Below are 20,023 nucleotides of genomic sequence, written 5' to 3' on the forward strand. Positions count from 1 at the left end.
TGGACATAAAGCGACAGTTTATTAGTTCGGCCACTGGCCTGAGGAGTCGTATTCTACATGCCAAACCTATGAAAACCTAGTCATGCCTGTGGTTTTAGGTACGACTCGATAGTTTTCAGTATGAAAAATAACGTTGAAGCACGTATGGTAAAACAGATTATTCTTACTGTAGAACCTTAATCGTATCAGGAGGTAAACCAATTTGTAACACAACTGGCTGATAAGCCTGTAAGGCATCCCAGTATCCAGCAATTTTGCGGGCTATTAAGAAACCAGCAAGCCCACCGCCAATTCCGCCTAAACATACCCATAATTGGTCAGATGTCCAAAATTGGAAGAGGGCACTTCCTAAAAATAATCCCAATAATGGTGTTAAATAAACCAACATTGCTGAACGTAACAAACTGCTCTCAGGAATGCCCACTTCAACTTTTTGACCCGGCTGAAGAGGCTGGGAAATTTCTAATTCCAACTGATGGATGCTTTCGGATCCTATTTTCTCCAGCAAATAAGAACCACACGTAGCTTTAGCCTGACAGCTACCACAACCTGAAGATGAGCCATAGCGCAGTAACGCGCGGCCTTTTTGCCAGCGGACAACCGTTGCCCATTCCTTAACCATCATTTTTCTCCTGTAAACATCACGCTTGCCGCAATTCGCTTGGCTGTTGCGAAAGGCAGCTCACCAATGACAGTGATACTATTTTTACTTCTGGCTAAAGTATAAACCGTTCGTCGGCCTTGTCGAAATGGTTGTTCATCAACAGCCTTTTTGCCTGAGTTCACGACATTTACAGAAAAATTAAATAGACCATCGCTGTACATAATGGATTCTAACCACTCCGTTTCTGACAACTTACGACTGTTACGGGAGATTTCTTGAAAACCTTCAGGCATCGTGCCAACCTGCCAATTAAACTTCAATTTTTCAGAAGGAGGAATTAGCAGCATAGGCGGTAATTTTAAATCAGTAATGGCTCGTAGCTCTTCCTTAACATAATCACCAACAATTAATGTTACAATTCGGGATTGCTCAATTACTGTAATATTATCTCTGTCCAATAATTCAATCAGCAGTGGGAGATGGGTTTTCTCATCGATCAAAAGGTTATAGTTATAGCGGGATTCATCCTTCGATATGATACGTACAAAGCTCGTTGGATGATCACCTACATGGGTGCTCCCTACATAAATAAAGCGATAGAATTTCTGCAATTGAGTAAAATCTGCAAAAATGATTGGTGGAAAATAATCCACAATATGGTTGCCATGTAAACTGAATGAATCTAAGCCTGGCTCATAATAACTGATCTGATCACCGCGCTGAATAATTTCTCGGCGTGAACCATCCATTTGTATAATTTGAGCAATCGGTTGACCATCAATAATGGCATGGCGGTAACGTAGCGGAATGAGGAATTGCTGCGCTAAATTAATGAAACCAAGCTCATAATTGAGCGTTTGTACAGCACTGTTCATATCTTGCAACAAAGCTTCGACACTGCTTTGCTGTGCCGAAGCTTTGAAAGGGTTTAACAGACTACCCACCAATAAGAAAATGAAAAACCAAATACGTTTCATTACTGTCGTTGTGCCTGCACTCCAAGAGGCTGATTGATCTGAGTAGCTTTATGATTTTTTTCAGAGTGAATACGTCGCTCAAGCTCATACTGCTGTAACATCGCATCAATTCGTTTATTACTTTCGCGAACTTGCATACCCAAATCCCCCCCGAAGGCTTCGTCATCGACTTGGGCTGCTAAACCAACAGGTGAGGCTGAACCCATAACAGGCAATGTATTGAAAGCCGGGACATCAGATTGAGTATCTGCGTCAACACTATTCCCGCCATTGTATTGTTGAACACCAATAATGACGGCCAGAGATACGCATGCAGCTATGCCGACTTGTGTAATCTGACTCGCCCATGGCCGAATTTTCCCCCAGAACGGCATCTTTTCCCATATTTCAGGTTTTGGCTGAGGTTCTAAAACAACCTCTGGCTTAATATGAACAGGCTCGTTCTCAATTGCCTGTGCCACTTGACTCGCGATGTCCAAATGTAGTACTTCTCCTACATCACCACGCAGAACATCACGGACAAGGTGGTATCTTTCCCACTGTTTCTGCATGGTTGCATCTTCAGAGACCAAATGAACTACTTCACTATCAAGAGCTTCTCCATCCATTAATGCGGAAAGTTTCTCTCTTTGCATGCCAAAGTACCCTTAAATAATTGTTTTGTCCCACTACTGCTGGATTAGCGGTTGAACTTTATTATCAATGGCTTCCCTTGCCCGGAAAATTCTTGAACGCACCGTACCTACAGGACATTCCATGATGTCGGCTATCTCCTCATAGCTCAACCCATCCAACTCCCTGAGTGTAATTGCTACCCTCAAATCTTCCGGAAGCGATTCAATTGTTCGGAAAACCACTTCCTTCAATTCTTCAGACAACATTAAGTTCTCAGGGTTCGAAATTTCTTTTAATGAACTTGATGAATCATAAATTTCCGCATCATTAGCATCCAAATCGTTGGATGGCGGTCGGCGTCCCTGAGCAACTAAATAATTTTTCGCAGTATTAACGGCGATACGATACAACCACGTATAAAAAGCACTATCACCCCGGAAAGAAGAAAGCGCACGATAAGTCTTAATGAAAACCTCTTGGGCAACATCAGGAACATCGCTTTGAGGTACATAACGAGCAATCAAGCTCGCCACTTTATGCTGATATCTTATTACCAGCAAATTAAATGCCTTTTGGTCGCCTTTCTGGACCTGCTCGACCAGCATTTGATCCGTTAACTGCTCGCTCATCCGAGGTTCACTCTCCTGAGATAAAACTCTACATTCATACTAATTTAAACCAAAATGATGTCCTGCTTTCTCGAACAAGCATGACTTTGATTATCAATTTACTGTGAAGTTCAATTTTGGCTATAATTTTATATTACACCCATCTGTCATTTCGCATCAAAGATGCTATATCCACTTGATATTAAAAATTATTTATATTTATGGCATCCACATATCACTACGCAGAAATTAAAAATTTATCGAGTGAATATAATACAAATCATAGCCTCTATTTCATAGGACACGAGATTTTAATCCAAGAAAAAAGAAAGCCTTGTTCTATTAATTGCTAACTGTGCAGGGAAATTAATTTTATTAACCCAATAGTACTAACATTATCAATAATAAAGATAAAAATCTGTTATTAGCTGACGAAACTCATCTGAATATGTACCATCCAAGGCACGAATCGTTAACTCAGATAATTCGGTTTCCTGCTGTTGTAGGGATAATCCCAATAACAGACGGTGCAACGGTTTATTCTGTCTGTCACGAATATTGACACGATGATGGGTAAACCATCCCAATTCTGACGCCATTTTTTCAAAACACTCACCAATGTCATAAGGTAACACAACACAAAATAACCCTGTTGATGAGATCAACTTTCGCACACAAGCCAATAATCCCTGATGGGTCAATGATTCCGTATAACGGGCCTGATTGCGTGCTTCATTCCGGCATGCGATGGCAGGCTCAAAATACGGCGGATTACTGACAATTAAATCATACTGGGTACTGCTTTTCCGTAATTCATTTTGTTGCACATTCTGCTGTGTAAAGTCATTAATATCCTGCTGGTGTACCTTAATTCGGGAGGGCCATGGCGATTGTTGCACATTGTCAGCCGCCTGCATTGCTGCAAGAGCATCCAGTTCGACTGCATCAATAACCGTATTCTCCTTTGTACGTTGAGCAATCATCAAGGAAACCAATCCACTGCCACATCCAATGTCCAGACATCTCTTCCTGTTATATACTGATGCCCAGGCTCCCAATAGCACACCATCCGTCCCGACTTTCATCGCACATTTATCATGCCCAACAAAAAACTGTTTAAATGTAAAGCCACCGTGGCGAAAAGCGGGTTTATGTATCAATGCCATAAGTCATATCGCTGAGATAAAATTTGTCATAGCATAAATCTTATGGCCCGTGGATAAAAGCAACCTGCTCATTAGATGCTTTTATAGGATGAAGAATGTTCCCAACCTGTTTATAATCGGCGGCCCAAACAGAGGTATATGATGACTGCTACAAACTTTTCCGAATTCGAACTTGATGAATCCCTGCTTGATGCATTGAATGACAAAGGCTACGAACGCCCGACAGCAATTCAGGCAGCAGCAATTCCTGCTGCTATGGATGGGCGCGATGTACTTGGTTCAGCACCGACCGGTACAGGCAAAACCGCTGCTTACCTATTGCCAGTGCTACAACACCTGCTCGACTTTCCTCGTAAAAAATCGGGGCCTCCGCGAATCCTGATTTTAACACCTACTCGTGAGCTGGCTATGCAGGTTGCAGAACAAGCAAAAGAGTTAGCGGCTCACACTCATCTGGATATCACCACTATTACCGGTGGTGTTGCCTACATGAATCACGCAGAAGTATTCAGTGAGAATCAGGATATTGTTGTCGCAACGACCGGGCGTTTGCTGCAATACATTAAAGAAGAAAATTTCGATTGCCGTGCAGTGGAAACGTTGATCCTTGATGAAGCTGACCGCATGCTGGATATGGGATTCGCTAATGATGTCGAAACCATTGCAGGTGAAACTCGTTGGCGCAAACAGACACTGTTATTTTCCGCAACGCTGGAAGGCGAATCCATTCGTGATTTTGCCGAGCGTTTGTTAACCGATCCTGTTGAGATCGATGCTGAACCTTCTCGCCGTGAACGTAAAAAAATTCAGCAGTTTTATTATCGTGCCGATACGTTAGAACATAAAATAGCCTTGTTGTGTAATCTTCTTCAGCAACCTGACGTGACAAAATCCATTGTTTTCGTACGTAAGCGTGAGCGCGTACGTGAAGTTGTTGATTGGTTGAGCCAAGCCGGAATCCGGGCGGGTTTCCTTGAAGGCGAAATGGCTCAGGCCAAGCGTACAGATGCCGTGAAACGCCTTAATGAAGGTAAAGTTAAAGTTCTGGTTGCGACAGACGTTGCTTCCCGTGGGTTGGATATCGAAAACGTCAGCCACGTCTTCAACTTCGATTTACCTCGTACTGCCGATGTTTACCTGCACCGGATTGGTCGCACTGCCCGCGCAGGCCGCAAAGGAACAGCTATTGCTCTGGTTGAATCCCACGATCATCCTCTGCTGGGTAAAATTAGTCGTTATCTCAACGAGCCTCTAAAAATTCGGATTGTTGATGAACTCCGTCCACAAACGAAAGCACCAAGTGAGAAAAAGAGCTATAAACCTTCCAAGAAAGTATTGGAAAAGCGTAAAGAAAAGAGAAAAACAGAAGATACGAAGACAAAACGGGTGAAAGTACGTCATCGCGATAGCAAAAACATCGGTAAACGCCGCACCCCTTCTGGTAACCCTAAACCGGAAATCACTGAATCTAAAAACGATTAATGATCAGGATTTAATCAGAAAAATAGAGGCGAAGCCATTAAATGACTTCGCTTCACTCATCATTTCTCACTCAATAATCACTTCACTCCAGACACCGTACTGTCTGGTACTGTTCACTCCTTTGCGATGTAATTTGCTGATAGATTTCCGTAAGTTCCTCTCTAACAGCAAGGTCATCCATATCCATTACTAATGCTTACAAAGAGGAGTTTCACAAAGGAAACATGTCCTCATTCATCGCATCAGTTGACACCAGCATTGTTTCACGATTATTCAGCCAAGGCTGTTGCTCCGTCATCAACTCCAGAACAGCTTCCAGAAAATGAGCTTTAAATGAGTGCAATCCATATCGATGGGGCAAAATATCCCAAATGCTGTTCCATTCATACTCATATTCAAGATCTATTGTGTTTCCCATAGGTTGAGGGATTGGCAATTTTTTTTGCAGGTTCCCCAACCAATCGTGCTGGACGGAATAGTGACGAATCAAACCACTATCAGCCATTTCACGGGCGACTTGAGGTGATACACCCATACGCTCTAATGTAGCATCTGAGATACCAACGGAATTATAAGTAACGGCGGGTTTTCCTGTTGTGAATGCAGCTACAGTCGCCAAGCCTCCCCCCAATGAATGACCAGTAAAAATGATATTTTCACCAAATATCTTTAACGCTTTATGCGCCAATTCCACAGCTTGGTTATATTGTTTTGCATTGTAACCAAAGCTCTGACGAATGCTTACCATAAAATCCTGCAATTCATTCGAGCCAGTGAAAGAAACAATATATAACCCGTTATGTTTATATACTCCAGCTTGAAATCCTGTTGAATAATCATTCAATGTATCAGGATCAATACCTGCCTTTGATAGCTCATCATCAGACATCCGCTCATAGCTGGGAATTCCTAAACTTTGCTCCCGATAAACATCGCGGGTAACCAATGTTAGCTCGTAGTCAATTCGCTTAGATTGTTTTCCTGCAATATCATTGGCATTCAATCCGGGAGAGACCATTTCACTGGCATTAAGATTATTGATCAGTGATTGGTAAACTGCATTGGCTTGCTTAGTACTTTCTGAAAGGGAAATGTTTGAAGCGGTAATGCTATCAACTTTATCTGACTGTGATGAAACTTGAGAACTAGCTTGAGGTTGTAGAGAATTTCCTTGTAACGAATACATCCCTAATTCACTAAAAATATTGGTATTTATTGATAAAGTCATAAAATTCTCCTACAGATTATTCAGGTTAGGCATAACTAAAAAACCCAAATTATCTATCGGCAAAATTATTAACACTATTAATACAAATTTAATTTTTAATTAACAAATTTAATATCCATAAATCATGCAAGGATTTAAAGTCCCTTATTTTATGCAAATAAAAAAGGGAGTATTTACTCTCCCCTTTTAAAGTTTCTGTCTTAAATAAAGATTACAGGCTTTCCGTAAAAGTACGGGCAATCACATCACGCTGCTGTTCTGGAGTCAATGAGTTAAAACGCACTGCATAACCCGATACACGAATAGTAAGCTGTGGGTATTTTTCAGGATGTTTCACTGCCTCTTCCAGCGTTTCACGACGCAGGACATTAACATTCAGATGTTGTCCCCCTTCTACACGCACAGTCGGTTTGACTTCCAACGGAACTTCGCGATATTCAAATTGTCCCAATTCATCTTTGGCAACAATCTGGCCTTCATCATAATCCGCCTTGGCGCAGATACAACGTGCTTCGTTTTTTTCATCATCCAACAGCCAGAAAGAATTTATCAATGCAGCATTGTCAGATTGGGTAATTTGAATCCCAGTAATCATTTATACCTCCAACATCATCTTGGTTATTTAGTCAAACCGCTATTTCATCAACCATCATTCTTGATTTCCTGTATACCAGTACGAATGGGACGATTCTTTGATTAAAATCAACTAATTTTTTAAGGGTATTATTAATGAAATTGTAATATGTTGTTTTTAAATGTCTTTCTTAAAAGAACAATAAAATTATTTTTATAAATTTTAAAAAAAATTTATAAAATCAATTTTTCATCCTATAAATTAAACTTGGATTAAGATCAGAGGGTTCCCCTATTCACTTGGAATCGGTAAGCTTAAGTCCATCTGATAACCATCTAGAAAGGGATTGGCTATGTCCGCACCTCTCACATGGCACGATGTCATCGGCAATGAAAAGAAGCAGCCATATTTTGTTGATACATTGGCTTATGTTGCTAATGAACGTAACGCTGGCAAAACCATTTATCCGCCACAACCGGATGTTTTCAACGCATTCCGCTATACCGAATTAGCCGATGTAAAAGTAGTGATTTTAGGGCAAGATCCTTACCACGGCCCGAACCAAGCCCATGGTCTGGCATTCTCTGTACAACCGGGCATTCCTGCTCCACCTTCTCTGGTCAATATGTATAAAGAATTGGAGTCGGATATTACTGGATTTACCCGCCCCAATCACGGTTGTTTGATTAGTTGGGCAAAGCAGGGAGTATTATTACTCAATACCGTGCTAACCGTTGAACGAGGCAACGCTCATTCCCACGCTAATTTGGGATGGGAAACCTTTACTGATAAGGTCATCGCATCAATCAATGAACATCGCAGCGGGGTTATTTTCCTGCTTTGGGGTTCTCACGCCCAGAAAAAAGGCCGTTTTATTGATACCCAACGCCATCATGTGTTGAAAGCACCTCATCCGTCACCTCTATCAGCTCATCGAGGTTTTTTAGGCTGTAAGCATTTTTCTCAAGCTAATACACTGCTGGAAAAGCAAGGATTATCATCAATAGATTGGACACCTCAATTACCTCAGTAACCAATCGCTGACCACAAAAATGCCGCCCTCTGAACGGCGGCATTACAATCACGAGATCCGTATTTTATTTAGAAACAGCAACCATTGCAGGACGTAATAAACGACCATTCAAGGTATAACCTTTCTGCATTACCAACATAACATGATTAGGTTCATGCTGTTCAGACTCCATCATAGTCACTGCTTGGTGCACCTCAGGATTGAAAGGCACACTAGTGTCACCCACAACTTCAATGCCAAATTTACCTACTGCATCGATAAAGGATTTCAGTGTTAATTCAATACCTTCAATCATCGGTTGCAGGGATTCATTAGTACGATCTGCCGCCTCTAATGCCCGTTCCAAATTATCGATAACAGGCAAGAGTTCATTGGAAAATTTTTCCAATGCAAATTTATGGGCCTTTTCTACATCCTGCTCAGTACGACGACGAATGTTTTCTATTTCAGCACGGGCACGCAATATAGCATCACGTTCGTTAGTTTGAGCCTGTTTCAGTTGTTCTTCCAGCTCAGCAACACGCGGATCGACAACATTTTCAGTCTCTGCCGCGTCTGCCTTTTCTGCATCCATTTGTTGCTCTAATACATCTGCTGTATTTTTTGAGACTTGCTCGTCAGGTACTTTTTGGTCTTTACTACTCATGAATATCTCCGCGTATTTTGTATTATCTTCGCCATTCTCGCTTATTATGGGGATCAAAACGCGGGATTCAAGGGAACACATCATATTGTGAGGGCAAAACCATATGCTAAAGGAAATAACAGCAATGAATAATGAGTTCAAATGCATCGGTATTGTCGGTCGTCCACGTCACCCTGAGGCACTGGCCACCCATGAAATGCTTTACTATTGGCTGGTATCTAAAGGTTATTGCGTCATTGTGGATAGACAGGTTGCGAAAGACATTGATTTAAAAGATGCCCAAACCGGAGGGTTGACTGAAATCGGTAAAATTGCCGATCTCGTTATTGTTGTAGGTGGGGATGGCAATATGCTCGGTGCCGCCAGAGTATTATCCCGCTATGATATCAAAGTCATTGGTATCAACCGCGGTAATTTAGGCTTTCTGACTGATTTAGATCCCGATAATGCCTTACAGCAACTCTCCGAAGTTCTGGATGGTGAATATCGGGACGAAAAACGTTTTCTGCTCGAAGCCCAAGTCACGAAAAAAGGGCAAAAATCGCGACGGAGTACCGCTTTGAACGAAGTAGTGCTACATCCAGGTAAAGTTGCCCATATGATCGAATTCGAGGTTTATATTGATGAACGTTTTGCTTTTTCCCAGCGTTCAGATGGTCTAATCATAGCAACCCCTACGGGTTCCACAGCCTATTCTCTATCTGCCGGCGGGCCAATATTAACACCAAACTTAAATGCCATCGTGCTGGTACCGATGTTTCCACACACTCTCTCTGCCCGTCCTCTCGTTATTAGCAGCGAAAGCAGCATTTGCCTAAAGTTTTCCCGAAACAGCAGTGACTATGAAGTAAGCTGCGATAGCCAAATCGTCCTGCCAATACAGGATGGTGAAGAAGTGATTATCAAGCGTAGTGAATATAATCTGCATTTGATTCATCCGAAAGATTATAATTACTTCAACACACTGAGTACAAAATTAGGCTGGTCGAAAAAAATGTTCTAAAAACAAGCCCGCCTACTTTACTGTATAAAAAACCAGTTTATACTGTATGAAAGCACAGACGTGTTTTTATACACAGCGACATGTCTTTATACACAGTAAAAAGCAGGAGGAGCATGATGCTGACTCAGTTAACCATCAATAATTTTGCTATTGTTCGCGAACTTGAAATTGATTTCCGCTCAGGAATGACAGCAATAACCGGCGAAACCGGAGCCGGTAAATCTATCGCGATTGATGCATTGGGTTTATGCCTTGGCAATCGTGGCGAAGCTAATATGGTTCGAGCAGATGCTTCACGTACTGATCTTTGTGCGCGTTTTTCATTGGCTGATGCCCCTTCAGCACGTAAATGGCTCGAAGTTCACCAGCTTGATGGCAATTTTGATGATGATAATGAGTGCCTATTGCGCCGAACAATTACCGCTGATGGGCGCTCTCGCGGCTTTATCAATGGCACAGCCGTACCTCTTTCTCAACTTCGTGAATTGGGTTCACATCTGATTCAAATCCACGGGCAACATGCTCATCAATTGTTGCTGGAAAATCGTCACCAAAGGCGCTTACTGGATATCTACACGGGCGATTTTGAACTCCAACATGAAATGAAGCTGGCTTACCAACAATGGCGACAAAGTTGTCAGGCTCTTTCTCAATTTCAACAACAAGCCCTCGAACGTCGTTCGCGCCAGCAATTATTGGAATATCACCTGAAAGAACTCAATGAATTGTCACCACAATTAGGCGATTACCAGGAACAGGATAGCGAATATAAACGTCTGGCAAATTGTGGGCAATTCTTGTCCGTCAGCCAAAACGTTCTCCAAATCCTAAACGATAATGATGAGCAGAACATCGTCAGCCTTCTCAACTATGCGCGAAGTGAATTAACAGAACTTGCCAGCATGGATCATAAGCTCAGCAATTTACTGAATATGTTGGAAGAAGCAGCTATTCAGATTAATGAAGTCAGTGATGAATTGCGTCACTACAGTGATCAACTGGAATTAGACCCTAATCGGTTATTCGAGCTGGAACAAAAAATATCCCAACAGGTAGGCATTGCACGCAAACATCACGTGGCCCCAGAAGAACTGCCAGCTCTGCATCAACAATTGCTGGAAGAACAACACCAATTATCCCAGCAAGAAGATGATTGCGCCCATCTTAGCGAACTTGTCAGCCAACACTACCAACAAGCCCTGAATGTAGCAGAAAGGCTGCACCATATTCGTCAGAAATATGCGGTGGAATTAAGCCAGCTGATAACAAACAGCATGCACCAACTTTCCATGCCACATGGTCGCTTTACCATTGATATTACTTTTGAGCCAGAACATCTAAATATTGATGGTGCCAGTAAAGTCGAATTCAATGTAACAACCAACCCCGGTCAGCCTCACCAATCACTGGCAAAAGTAGCATCAGGTGGGGAACTTTCCCGTATTGCTTTAGCAATTCAGGTGATTACAGCTAAGAAAATGGAAACACCTGCACTCATCTTCGATGAAGTTGATGTAGGCATCAGTGGCCCGACAGCAGCGATTGTTGGACGTTTATTGCGTGAATTGGGAGAATCAACTCAAGTCATGTGTGTCACTCATTTACCTCAAGTCGCCGGATGTGGTCACCAACACTTTTATGTCAGTAAGCAAACTGATGGGGAAAAAACTGAGACCCAAATGCAACTGTTGGACAAAAAAGCACGACTTCAAGAACTTGCAAGGCTTCTGGCAGGCAACGAAGTAACAAAAAACACACTAGCTAATGCAAAAGAACTGTTAGCGGCATAAATTAATACAACTTTTTTGTATACTTGAAGTCATAGGTAAACGCGTAGAGGTTTTCAATCTCTTCAATGTTTATTATTATCGACGGCTTAACTCCTAAAGGAATGTAATTACTATGCGCTGTAAATTGTTGACCGCCGCTACTGTATCACTTGTTATGCTGACTGCGGGTTGCTCCATGTTTGAGCGAATTGTTTATCGTCCTGATATTAATCAAGGGAATTACCTGACACCGGCTGCGGTATCAAAAATCCAGAAGGGAATGACCCAACAGCAAGTTGCTTACACTTTGGGAACACCAATGCTGACCGATCCGTTCGGCAGCCAAACTTGGTATTACGTATTCCGCCAGCAACCTGGGCATGAAAAAGTCTCTCAGGAAACACTGACACTTTCCTTTGATAACTCAGGTATACTGACTGACATCAAAAATGAAAAATCACTGCCAGAGAAGCAGTAATGTTTGGGTTTTATTTATACCCAATGGATTTCAAGATGCAGCGCAACGACAAGGGAACAAATCCCCGGGAGTATAGTTACTATGTGACTGGGGTGAGTAAACGTAGCCAACAAAGCCGCAACTTGAAATACGACGGGTATATTCGCCAGTAAAAACTCTGGCGAATAATTACATATTATTGAGCATTATTTTTAGCGCGTTCTGCTCGCTTACGTCGCATTTCTTTTGGATCAGCAATCAGAGGGCGATAAATTTCTACACGATCCCCCTCTTCTAACATATCAGTCAATTTGGCAGGGCGGCTATAAATGCCGATTTTATTCTTCGTCAAATCGATATCATGACGTAATGTCAAAAGACCAGATGCAACAATTGCCTGCTCGACAGTTACTCCCTGAGGTAATTTCACATTACACAGATATTGCCGTTCAGGCAGAGCATAAACGACTTCGATATTGATCTTAGACACGGTAAACCTCACGTGCACGTTGAGTAAACGCCTGGACCATATTTCCTGCCAATTCCTTAAATACTTTACCAAAAGCCAACTCAATCAACTTATTAGTAAATTCAAAATCAAGATGTAATTCAACCTTGCAGGCATCCTCACTCAGCGGAGTAAAATGCCACCCCCCCATCAACTTACGGAAAGGCCCATCAACAAGCTGCATGTTGATGCTTTTATTATCGAATAATGTATTACGCGTCACGAAAGTCTTACTTATCCCAGCTTTGGAGACCTCAACAGAAGCAGTTATTTCATTATTACTGCTGCTTATTACCTGGCTCCCCACACATCCCGGCAAAAAGTCCGGATAAGACGTCACATCATTGACCAATTTATACATTTGTTCCACGCTGTAAGGCACTAGCGCAGAGCGATTAATCTGTGGCATATCATTTCCTGTTAAACGTAACAGCGCTGAATAGTATCACTTAAATGTGGTTAAATAAAAACCTGATGACATTTGGAACAATAAATGCGCACTTGTCGCTAAATATCATACAGAAGAGATTTCTTTCATCAACGCATACAGTATAATACAACGCATTATGACAAAGAAAAAAGCACACAAATCCGGTTCGGCAACAATTGCCATGAATAAGCGAGCCCGCCACGAATATTTCATCGAAGAAGAATTCGAAGCTGGCTTATCCTTACAAGGTTGGGAAGTCAAATCACTGCGCGCTGGCAAGGCAAATATCAGTGAGAGTTATGTTTTGCTCAAAGATGGTGATGCTTATCTTTTTGGTGCAACAATCACACCATTGAATGTTGCTTCTTCCCATGTAGTTTGTGACCCAACACGATTACGCAAACTACTACTTAACAAACGTGAACTTGATTCACTGTACGGTCGCGTCAATCGCGAAGGTTATACCATCGTTGCGCTTTCCATGTATTGGAAAAATGCTTGGAGCAAAGTCAAAATTGGCGTTGCAAAAGGTAAAAAAGCGCATGATAAACGTTCAGATATCAAAGAACGTGAATGGAAATTAGACAAAGCGAGAATTATGAAGAATTCAGGGCGTTAATCACTGGCATTATCTCCCAATATTCTGATATACTCACGCTTAACATACTTGGGGCTGATTCTGGATTCGACGGGATTCGCGAAACCCAAGGTGCATGCCGAGGGGCGGTTGGCCTCGTTAAAAGCCGCAAAATAATAGTCGCAAACGACGAAAACTACGCACTGGCAGCTTAATAACCTGCGCAGAGCCCTCTCTCCCTAGCCTCAGCTCTTAGGACGGGGATCAAGAGAGGTCAAACCCAAAAGAGATCGCGTGGATGCCCTGCCTGGGGTTGAAGCGTTAAATCCAATCAGGCTAGTTTGTTAGTGGCGTGTCTGTCCGCAGCTGGCAAGCGAATGTAAAGACTAGACTAAGCATGTAGTACCGAGGATGTAGGAATTTCGGACGCGGGTTCAACTCCCGCCAGCTCCACCAATTTAGTATTCGGAAATCATCGGAATACACCGAAAACCCAAGAAAAAGCCCTAAATCATAAAGAGTTAGGGCTTTTTTATTGCCCGTTAGTATTCGTTTAGTATCGTTATAACTCGATAGTTTTAGTAGTATGTTTAGTAGTAAATCGGCTACACTACAAAAATACTTACTACCAAAACGTAAATGTCCGAGTGTCCAAGAGAAACTCATATATATAGTTAAGTTTTTCGCCAAAAATGATGTCCCACCGTCCCGATACGGTTAACTATATGATTTATAAAACAAAATACCTATGAACCCCCGTCCCCTCCATGTTTTTGCATACGTCCCAAAACATAAAATTAATAACAATACATTGATTTATATACAGAAATAATAAAAAAACACTTGTCCCCGGAACACAGCGCAAGGTTAAAGAGGTAAAAAGTTAGTAGTAACAGCCCAGCTACACCGATAAACGCTTACTACTACCACAGAGAACACTTACTACTACGGTTAGAGGTGCCCGATGCCTAAAAAGATAACGCCGCTTTCCCCTACAACGGTATCCAATGCCAAAGCCAAACTTGATAGCAAAACGGGTAAGCCCAAAGATACGATCTATCGTGACGGGGATAATTTAGAACTCCTCGTTAAAGCATCAGGCATTAAGCTTTGGTATTTCCGATACTACAAACCATTCACCCACAAGCGCACGATGATTGCATTTGGTGAATACCCCTCGGTTAAGCTGGCAGACGCTCGCCGACTCAAAGACGAAGCAAAAGCAATGCTGGCTAAAGATATTGATCCTGTCGATTGGCGTAAACAGCAAGCAGCGGCAATACAGGAAGAGAACAGCAACACCTTAAAGAATATTGCTTCACGCTGGTTCGAAGTGAAAAAGACCACTGTCAGCGAAGACTACGCTAAAGATATCTGGCGCTCACTGGAAAAAGATATTTTCCCCAAACTCGGTGAAACACCGATCTCAAATCTGAAAGCGCCTATGCTGGTGGAAGTGCTTAAGCCTATCGAAGCAAGGGGCAATCTGGAAACGATTAAACGGCTAACCCAACGAACGGTAGAGATCATCGACTATGCCATGAATTTAGGCGTTATTGATGCCAACCCTTTTACCACTGTCAGCAAAGCATTTCCCAAGCCAAAGAAAAAGCACAACCCGACCATTCGACCTGAAGAACTCCCCGGATTAATGCAAGCACTCTCTATTGCAAAGGTAGAACGGCAGACACGTTTAGTGATTGAGTGGCAATTATTAACCGCTATGCGCCCAGGGGAAGCAGCAAAAGCCCGTTGGTCTGAAATAGACTTTGATAACAGAGTCTGGAATGTGCCAGCGGAAACAATGAAAATGGATCGCTCTCACACAGTGCCATTATGCCAACCGGCTTTAGATATTCTTGCAGTTATGAAGCCTATCAGTGGGCATAGAGAATTTATCTTTCCTCATAGGTCTACCCCCAATACCCACATGAGCAGCCAGACGGCAAATATGGCTCTAAAGCGCATGGGGTATCAAGATATCCTTACCGCTCATGGCATCCGCTCAATTATCAGTACAGCACTAAATGAGCAGGGCTTTATGCCCGATGCGATAGAAGCGGTACTGGCTCACGGAGAAAAGAATTCCGTCCGAGCAGCGTATAACCGAGCCACCTACTTAGAACAACGCAGGGTTATGATGGACTGGTGGGGGCTATATGTAAAAGGTGCAGCAATGGGTGATTTGACAGTAGCGGGAAGCGTTAAAGGATTACGCATCGTGGGAAGTGATTATGTCGGATGATCTCTTTACCCTTGAGCATGTGCACGCAGCGCTCAACCATTACACTATCAATCATGGGATAGAAAACGGCTTATATCCCTATTCCCCGGCTTATTGGTGTGTTGAACAAGTCGCCCAATTAACCGATGCTGAACGCGAAGCGGCATTGTTCAGGTTAAGTGTATGGGATTTAATTAATATGCCCGCCGTAACAGTAAAAGAACTGTGTAAGCCGGGCAGTGATGTTTGGAATTACTCTATCATCGCAACATCAGCAGACAATAGTAAGAATGAGTTATTGGTAAGTGCATGTGCTATATGGGGATGGGGGCTAACCGTGGAGTTTGATAGTATCTCGTATCATCTAGCGGCCTCTAATCTCGTCTTTGCTATGCTGGCACAAGAACAGCATACCCGCTCTATATTGAATGACTTTGAAGACCTTCCTAATAAAGAAGTCCGACGCAAGGCGGCAAGAGCGAAGTACGAAATATACTATGGGCCGCTTAAAACACAGTGCCAAAACTGGGCACAAGAAGTCATTGATAAAGCTGAGAGCCGCATCACTATACAAAAACTCACTGAGGCCGTATATGGCCTTTATTTGGGCGAGTTAAAAGCCCACCCCAAAGGAACGCCTGAATACCGAAAAATACACCCCTTAAACAATAACGGGGAATACTTAGCCGAAATACAATTTTCCACTATTCGTGGGTGGGTTGCTCCAATGGTTTCAAATAGAAGAACAAGTAAAAACAAATAAGCCGGATTGCTCCGGCTCTTTCATTACTCAAATAGTTTATCTGCGTCTATCCGGTAAAACCTGCGCTGATCCTTATACCCAAGAGGGGCACGTTTCTTAGGGTTATAAACGGTACGTGTTTTGCCGTTTTTGCCTACCTCCTCTGTTACACCAACAAGTACGCCTTTTTTGTGTAAATCTGCAATTGTTATATCAAGATTACAGCCTTCCAAAGCACGTTCTTTCAATGCTTCTGGTGTAATCCAATAAACACTAGGTAAAGGGCGATTGTCCTTTTGTATCGCTTCATTGCTGAAATCAGCTAAATCAATAGATTCCCCCGTTAATGATGTGATATACCCATCAAATATTGGCATATTCCCGCCGCTATTAGAGGAAGAACGAAAACGCGATTCACCATATGTGCCGAGATAAGAACGCAATTTCTCCCTACCGTTTACCGCTTCCAAATCGCCAGTAGTACCGCGTTCACTTACATAGGCATTGAAGCACTCACCAATACAGCGTAGCGATTCCTCGGTGCCCCAGCCTGTAATTCCCCATTCAGTAGCCAGCTCACCCGCAGCAGCACAAAGCGCAAACCGTTCTAATACCCGGTCTAATTGTGATTCTGCATCTTCTGGCCTAAATTTTGCCTTAAATTCAGCGACTAAGGCACGCAGGCGATCAACCAATTCCGAACGGGGAGAAACAGTGAGTTTTTCAAGCCATGCAATACCTGCACATCCATAGTATTTCGTAGTTAAGGTATTCAGAGAATCAGCAAATTCTTTAGCCGTTCCCACTCCGTGGAGGTTATCAAAAACCCCGGTTTCATCACTCACTATCGCGGGGATATCCACAAAGCGGGCTTGCTGACCTGCGGCGACGCTTTCCCCAGAAGCCTTAAGATAGTTTTCAAAAGGGTCTTCGCTTGATGCCAGAACCAAAGTTCGCCACTGTAGCGTTTCACGCAAAGTAACATCTTTTGTCCCCCGGGCCTTACCTTGCCCCAAAGCCAGCATATAAGCAACCTGCCCCACCAGCTTAGGGTTAGCACTTTTCAATTCATCCAGGATTAAAGGCAAGTCATTATGCGCGGTGGCCAGTACTTCGATCCCGACTAAGGTAGTATTACAACTGTGTGAATATCCGCCTGTTGTAGCACCACTCCCCCACACAGACGCAGCAACATGTTGAGCGGTGCTTTTGCCTTTTGTTGAAGCCCCTTTCAGGCTGAAAACGCCACCATCAACCCCCAGCACATTGAGTAAAGGTGCAGCAAAAGCAACACAAAGAGAAAATACTAATCGTGTATTACCTGCACATTTTGCGCTGATATGTTTCCGCCAATCCTCAAGAGTACCTAATTGTGCTAGCTGGCTACTTTCACTCTTTTTACGGCCTGACAGTTGGTACATTACTTTGCTAGTGGAACTGCCTATTGTGCTTTCCGGCAGCACAAACAAGTGATCATTAAACCAGCCAGTGGAAGTTGCTAAGGTTATGCGCTCTTTTGCCGTTGCAATATTCAGATATCCCAATAAGTCACGGCTCATACCAGTACCGATATATAACCCTAATCCCGCCAACCTCGGAGGAATATCACTACCGGGCTTATGTAATTGCTCATCGGGTACAATGAATTGCTTCGTTTCCCTATCCTTGTCTTTAAATGAAATCAGCTTGCCCCAGTTATCGCTATACACATCGCGCGTTAACCCCAGTACCGAGAACGGCGCGGATACTTTCCGGGCTTCAATGGTTTTAGTCTTACCTTTCCCCTCCTGAACATTCTTCATTAGTCCGTCCTCGGTCATATAGAACCCGACCTTTTCCAGTGCTAAATAAGGTCGAAGTATCTGAGGATTATTCCACCCCAGCGAGGAAGCGTGAGAAAATATCCATTTAAAATGGGTCAGATCAGCCCGAGAAGAATTCCAAGTATCTTCAAAGTGCACAGCATCAAATGCCGCGCCACCAGCTTCTGACCATTCCAGCGCCAACTGATAGGCATTATCTTCATAAGGTGTGTTTTTCAAACTACCAAGAGCAGCAATCACCCTCTGCCAGTTTTGTCTACCCCCCTCTGATATCGCCAGCATCGCGGGTAAAAACAGCGCATCTCGTAAATCATCTAACGTATGCGGATCAACCTCATGCCAGCGGTCTAAATCAGAATCGCTATCATAATGCTGTCTTACAGACCGTGGAGTTGTCTCCGGTGCTAATGGGGGCATCTCAAGATAATGCGCTACGTCTGCCAACCCGCCAGTTAAACGGTGAATGATTGCATCAGTAACCTTCGCACCGCTTTTTGTTTTTCGGCAGATAGCATTAACTATTGGCAAATAGCATTGCTGTTCCGCACGATATACAGAATCATCCCACCCAATGACAGGCATCCATTCGTTGACCAAATCCGCTTCTGCGATTTGTTGCATCGCCGTTTCTATTTCACTGGCAATCATCCGGCAAATATGACTGCCAGCAGCGCGGTCTACCTCTGAATCAAGTAGGATAATAAAACGACAACGCGGAGCGTCTGCGGTATAATTGAAAGTTGTATAGAGCACACCTTTATACCGCTGTTGTAAGTGATTTAATAAAGCTTCAAATGTTTCACGGCTATCAAAACTATCGCAATCAAATGATACAAAGCGGCGTTTAGCCGCTAATGCTGCAAGCCTCCAATTCTTTATACCCTGAAACTTCTCAGGGTATTTTTCTTTTGGATCTTGGCCTCTTGGATGCTCCCCTTGTTCCATTGCTGCACAAAAATACTGTTTTCCTTTAGCAATCGCCGTATCAGCCATTAACTGATCAATAAACTCATCTTCATTTTCTGCGCATCGTTGTTCAGGGGTGATATCGAATACATCCCGTCCACGGGAATAATAAATTTTACCGGCCATTATTCCCGGCTCCTTTTATTTTCCCGACGCTCTGCGGCGGTAACACGACGACGCATAGCGCGATTAACATAAGCCTCGTCAACAAATGCATAATGGCGATATGGTCATTTTTAGAACATGCCAATCTATTTTTAGCCATGTTATTTATCCCCCTGTTCACGAGTATTAAGACGAGACGCTATATATTCATTAACTTCACTTGCCGCCCAGCCAACACGCCTTAACCCCAATTTCACAGGTTTAGGAAAACTGGGAGTTCTTTTTAAAAACTCATGAAAGCCACTATCAGATTTATAGTGCAGCGCCGCTTTAACTTCTTTTTTCGTTAGCATCGATTCACTAATACTCATTGCATTTTTCCCTACGTTAAACGGTCATAAACGGATATAAACGCAAGAAAAATAGACATTAACGAAATAACAAAGAAGCCCTCTGCATGTGCAGGCTGTAATAGCGCAATACAGA

General features: G+C 42.9%; 20 protein-coding genes and 1 other RNA gene. 9 read left to right on the forward strand and 12 right to left on the reverse strand.

Annotated elements, in window-relative coordinates; translation table 11 throughout:
• Positions 1-163 precede the first annotated feature (163 nt).
• From rseC to trmN, 5 genes are all read right to left on the reverse strand, one after another.
• Complete coding sequence (rseC, locus tag AACQ81_RS01845) at positions 164-622, reverse strand: SoxR-reducing system protein RseC (RefSeq protein WP_237386089.1); 459 nt, start codon at positions 620-622, stop codon at positions 164-166.
• Positions 622-1,581 carry a sigma-E factor regulatory protein RseB gene (rseB, locus tag AACQ81_RS01850; RefSeq protein WP_237386090.1) on the reverse strand — a complete coding sequence of 320 codons (960 nt, stop codon included), beginning with the start codon at positions 1,579-1,581 and terminating at the stop codon, positions 622-624. The genes rseC and rseB overlap by 1 nt, the downstream gene beginning before the upstream one ends.
• Entirely contained in the window at positions 1,581-2,216 is a 636-nt protein-coding gene (gene rseA, locus AACQ81_RS01855; protein ID WP_237386091.1) for an anti-sigma-E factor RseA, read from the reverse strand. Before rseA ends, rseB begins: the two co-directional genes overlap by 1 nt.
• A gap of 33 nt (positions 2,217-2,249) precedes the next feature.
• Positions 2,250-2,825 (reverse strand): RNA polymerase sigma factor RpoE, encoded by a 576-nt coding sequence (rpoE, locus tag AACQ81_RS01860; protein WP_237386092.1) that lies wholly within the window; start codon positions 2,823-2,825, stop codon positions 2,250-2,252.
• A gap of 377 nt (positions 2,826-3,202) precedes the next feature.
• A complete protein-coding gene (gene trmN / locus AACQ81_RS01865; RefSeq protein ID WP_237386093.1) occupies positions 3,203-3,970 on the reverse strand; it encodes a tRNA(1)(Val) (adenine(37)-N(6))-methyltransferase TrmN in 768 nt (255 codons plus the stop codon).
• Positions 3,971-4,111: 141 nt separating this feature from the next.
• On the opposite strand from trmN, the gene srmB reads away from it, so the two are divergent.
• On the forward strand, positions 4,112-5,452 hold the full coding sequence (srmB, locus tag AACQ81_RS01870; protein ID WP_237386094.1) for an ATP-dependent RNA helicase SrmB: 1,341 nt from the start codon (positions 4,112-4,114) through the stop codon (positions 5,450-5,452).
• A gap of 211 nt (positions 5,453-5,663) precedes the next feature.
• Here the strand turns inward: srmB and AACQ81_RS01875 are convergent, their stop codons facing one another.
• Both AACQ81_RS01875 and grcA read right to left on the reverse strand, forming a co-directional pair.
• Positions 5,664-6,680: a phospholipase gene (locus AACQ81_RS01875; RefSeq protein ID WP_237386095.1), complete on the reverse strand. Its 1,017-nt coding sequence runs from the start codon at positions 6,678-6,680 to the stop codon at positions 5,664-5,666.
• 211 nt (positions 6,681-6,891) lie between these two features.
• On the reverse strand, positions 6,892-7,275 hold the full coding sequence (grcA, locus tag AACQ81_RS01880; protein ID WP_237386096.1) for an autonomous glycyl radical cofactor GrcA: 384 nt from the start codon (positions 7,273-7,275) through the stop codon (positions 6,892-6,894).
• A 331-nt stretch (positions 7,276-7,606) separates the two neighbouring features.
• On the opposite strand from grcA, the gene ung reads away from it, so the two are divergent.
• Positions 7,607-8,287: a uracil-DNA glycosylase gene (gene ung, locus AACQ81_RS01885; protein ID WP_237386097.1), complete on the forward strand. Its 681-nt coding sequence runs from the start codon at positions 7,607-7,609 to the stop codon at positions 8,285-8,287.
• A gap of 64 nt (positions 8,288-8,351) precedes the next feature.
• On the opposite strand, the gene grpE is transcribed toward ung, so the two are convergent.
• A complete protein-coding gene (gene grpE, locus AACQ81_RS01890; protein ID WP_237386098.1) occupies positions 8,352-8,933 on the reverse strand; it encodes a nucleotide exchange factor GrpE in 582 nt (193 codons plus the stop codon).
• 124 nt (positions 8,934-9,057) lie between these two features.
• Between grpE and nadK the strand changes: the two genes are divergently transcribed.
• The 3 genes from nadK (at position 9,058) to bamE (ending at position 12,183) form a co-directional block, all read left to right on the forward strand.
• The gene (nadK, locus tag AACQ81_RS01895) at positions 9,058-9,936 is read left to right on the forward strand and encodes an NAD(+) kinase (RefSeq protein ID WP_237386099.1); all 879 of its coding nucleotides are present in this window, start codon (positions 9,058-9,060) and stop codon (positions 9,934-9,936) included.
• Positions 9,937-10,052: 116 nt separating this feature from the next.
• Positions 10,053-11,726, forward strand: a complete 1,674-nt coding sequence (gene recN / locus AACQ81_RS01900; protein ID WP_237386120.1) for a DNA repair protein RecN — start codon at positions 10,053-10,055, stop codon at positions 11,724-11,726.
• A 112-nt stretch (positions 11,727-11,838) separates the two neighbouring features.
• Positions 11,839-12,183 (forward strand): outer membrane protein assembly factor BamE, encoded by a 345-nt coding sequence (bamE, locus tag AACQ81_RS01905; RefSeq protein WP_237386100.1) that lies wholly within the window; start codon positions 11,839-11,841, stop codon positions 12,181-12,183.
• A gap of 175 nt (positions 12,184-12,358) precedes the next feature.
• Here the strand turns inward: bamE and AACQ81_RS01910 are convergent, their stop codons facing one another.
• Both AACQ81_RS01910 and AACQ81_RS01915 read right to left on the reverse strand, forming a co-directional pair.
• On the reverse strand, positions 12,359-12,652 hold the full coding sequence (locus AACQ81_RS01910; protein ID WP_237386101.1) for an RnfH family protein: 294 nt from the start codon (positions 12,650-12,652) through the stop codon (positions 12,359-12,361).
• Positions 12,645-13,079 (reverse strand): type II toxin-antitoxin system RatA family toxin, encoded by a 435-nt coding sequence (locus tag AACQ81_RS01915; RefSeq protein ID WP_237386102.1) that lies wholly within the window; start codon positions 13,077-13,079, stop codon positions 12,645-12,647. Before AACQ81_RS01915 ends, AACQ81_RS01910 begins: the two co-directional genes overlap by 8 nt.
• Positions 13,080-13,236: 157 nt before the next feature.
• Between AACQ81_RS01915 and smpB the strand changes: the two genes are divergently transcribed.
• From smpB to AACQ81_RS01935, 4 genes are all read left to right on the forward strand, one after another.
• Positions 13,237-13,719, forward strand: coding sequence for an SsrA-binding protein SmpB (smpB, locus tag AACQ81_RS01920; protein WP_237386103.1), 483 nt, complete (start codon positions 13,237-13,239; stop codon positions 13,717-13,719).
• Positions 13,720-13,769: 50 nt separating this feature from the next.
• Positions 13,770-14,133, forward strand: a transfer-messenger RNA (tmRNA) gene (gene ssrA, locus AACQ81_RS01925).
• Positions 14,134-14,641: 508 nt separating this feature from the next.
• On the forward strand, positions 14,642-15,922 hold the full coding sequence (locus tag AACQ81_RS01930; RefSeq protein WP_237386104.1) for an integrase domain-containing protein: 1,281 nt from the start codon (positions 14,642-14,644) through the stop codon (positions 15,920-15,922).
• Positions 15,912-16,664: a hypothetical protein gene (locus AACQ81_RS01935; RefSeq protein ID WP_237386105.1), complete on the forward strand. Its 753-nt coding sequence runs from the start codon at positions 15,912-15,914 to the stop codon at positions 16,662-16,664. Before AACQ81_RS01930 ends, AACQ81_RS01935 begins: the two co-directional genes overlap by 11 nt.
• Positions 16,665-16,687: 23 nt before the next feature.
• Here the strand turns inward: AACQ81_RS01935 and AACQ81_RS01940 are convergent, their stop codons facing one another.
• Complete coding sequence (locus AACQ81_RS01940; RefSeq protein WP_237386106.1) at positions 16,688-19,558, reverse strand: DUF927 domain-containing protein; 2,871 nt, start codon at positions 19,556-19,558, stop codon at positions 16,688-16,690.
• Positions 19,559-19,698: 140 nt separating this feature from the next.
• Positions 19,699-19,908 carry a helix-turn-helix transcriptional regulator gene (locus tag AACQ81_RS01945; protein ID WP_237386107.1) on the reverse strand — a complete coding sequence of 70 codons (210 nt, stop codon included), beginning with the start codon at positions 19,906-19,908 and terminating at the stop codon, positions 19,699-19,701.
• Positions 19,909-20,023 lie beyond the last annotated feature (115 nt).

Source organism: Xenorhabdus sp. Sc-CR9 (assembly GCF_963897815.1).
In the GTDB taxonomy this organism is placed as follows: Bacteria; Pseudomonadota; Gammaproteobacteria; order Enterobacterales; family Enterobacteriaceae; genus Xenorhabdus.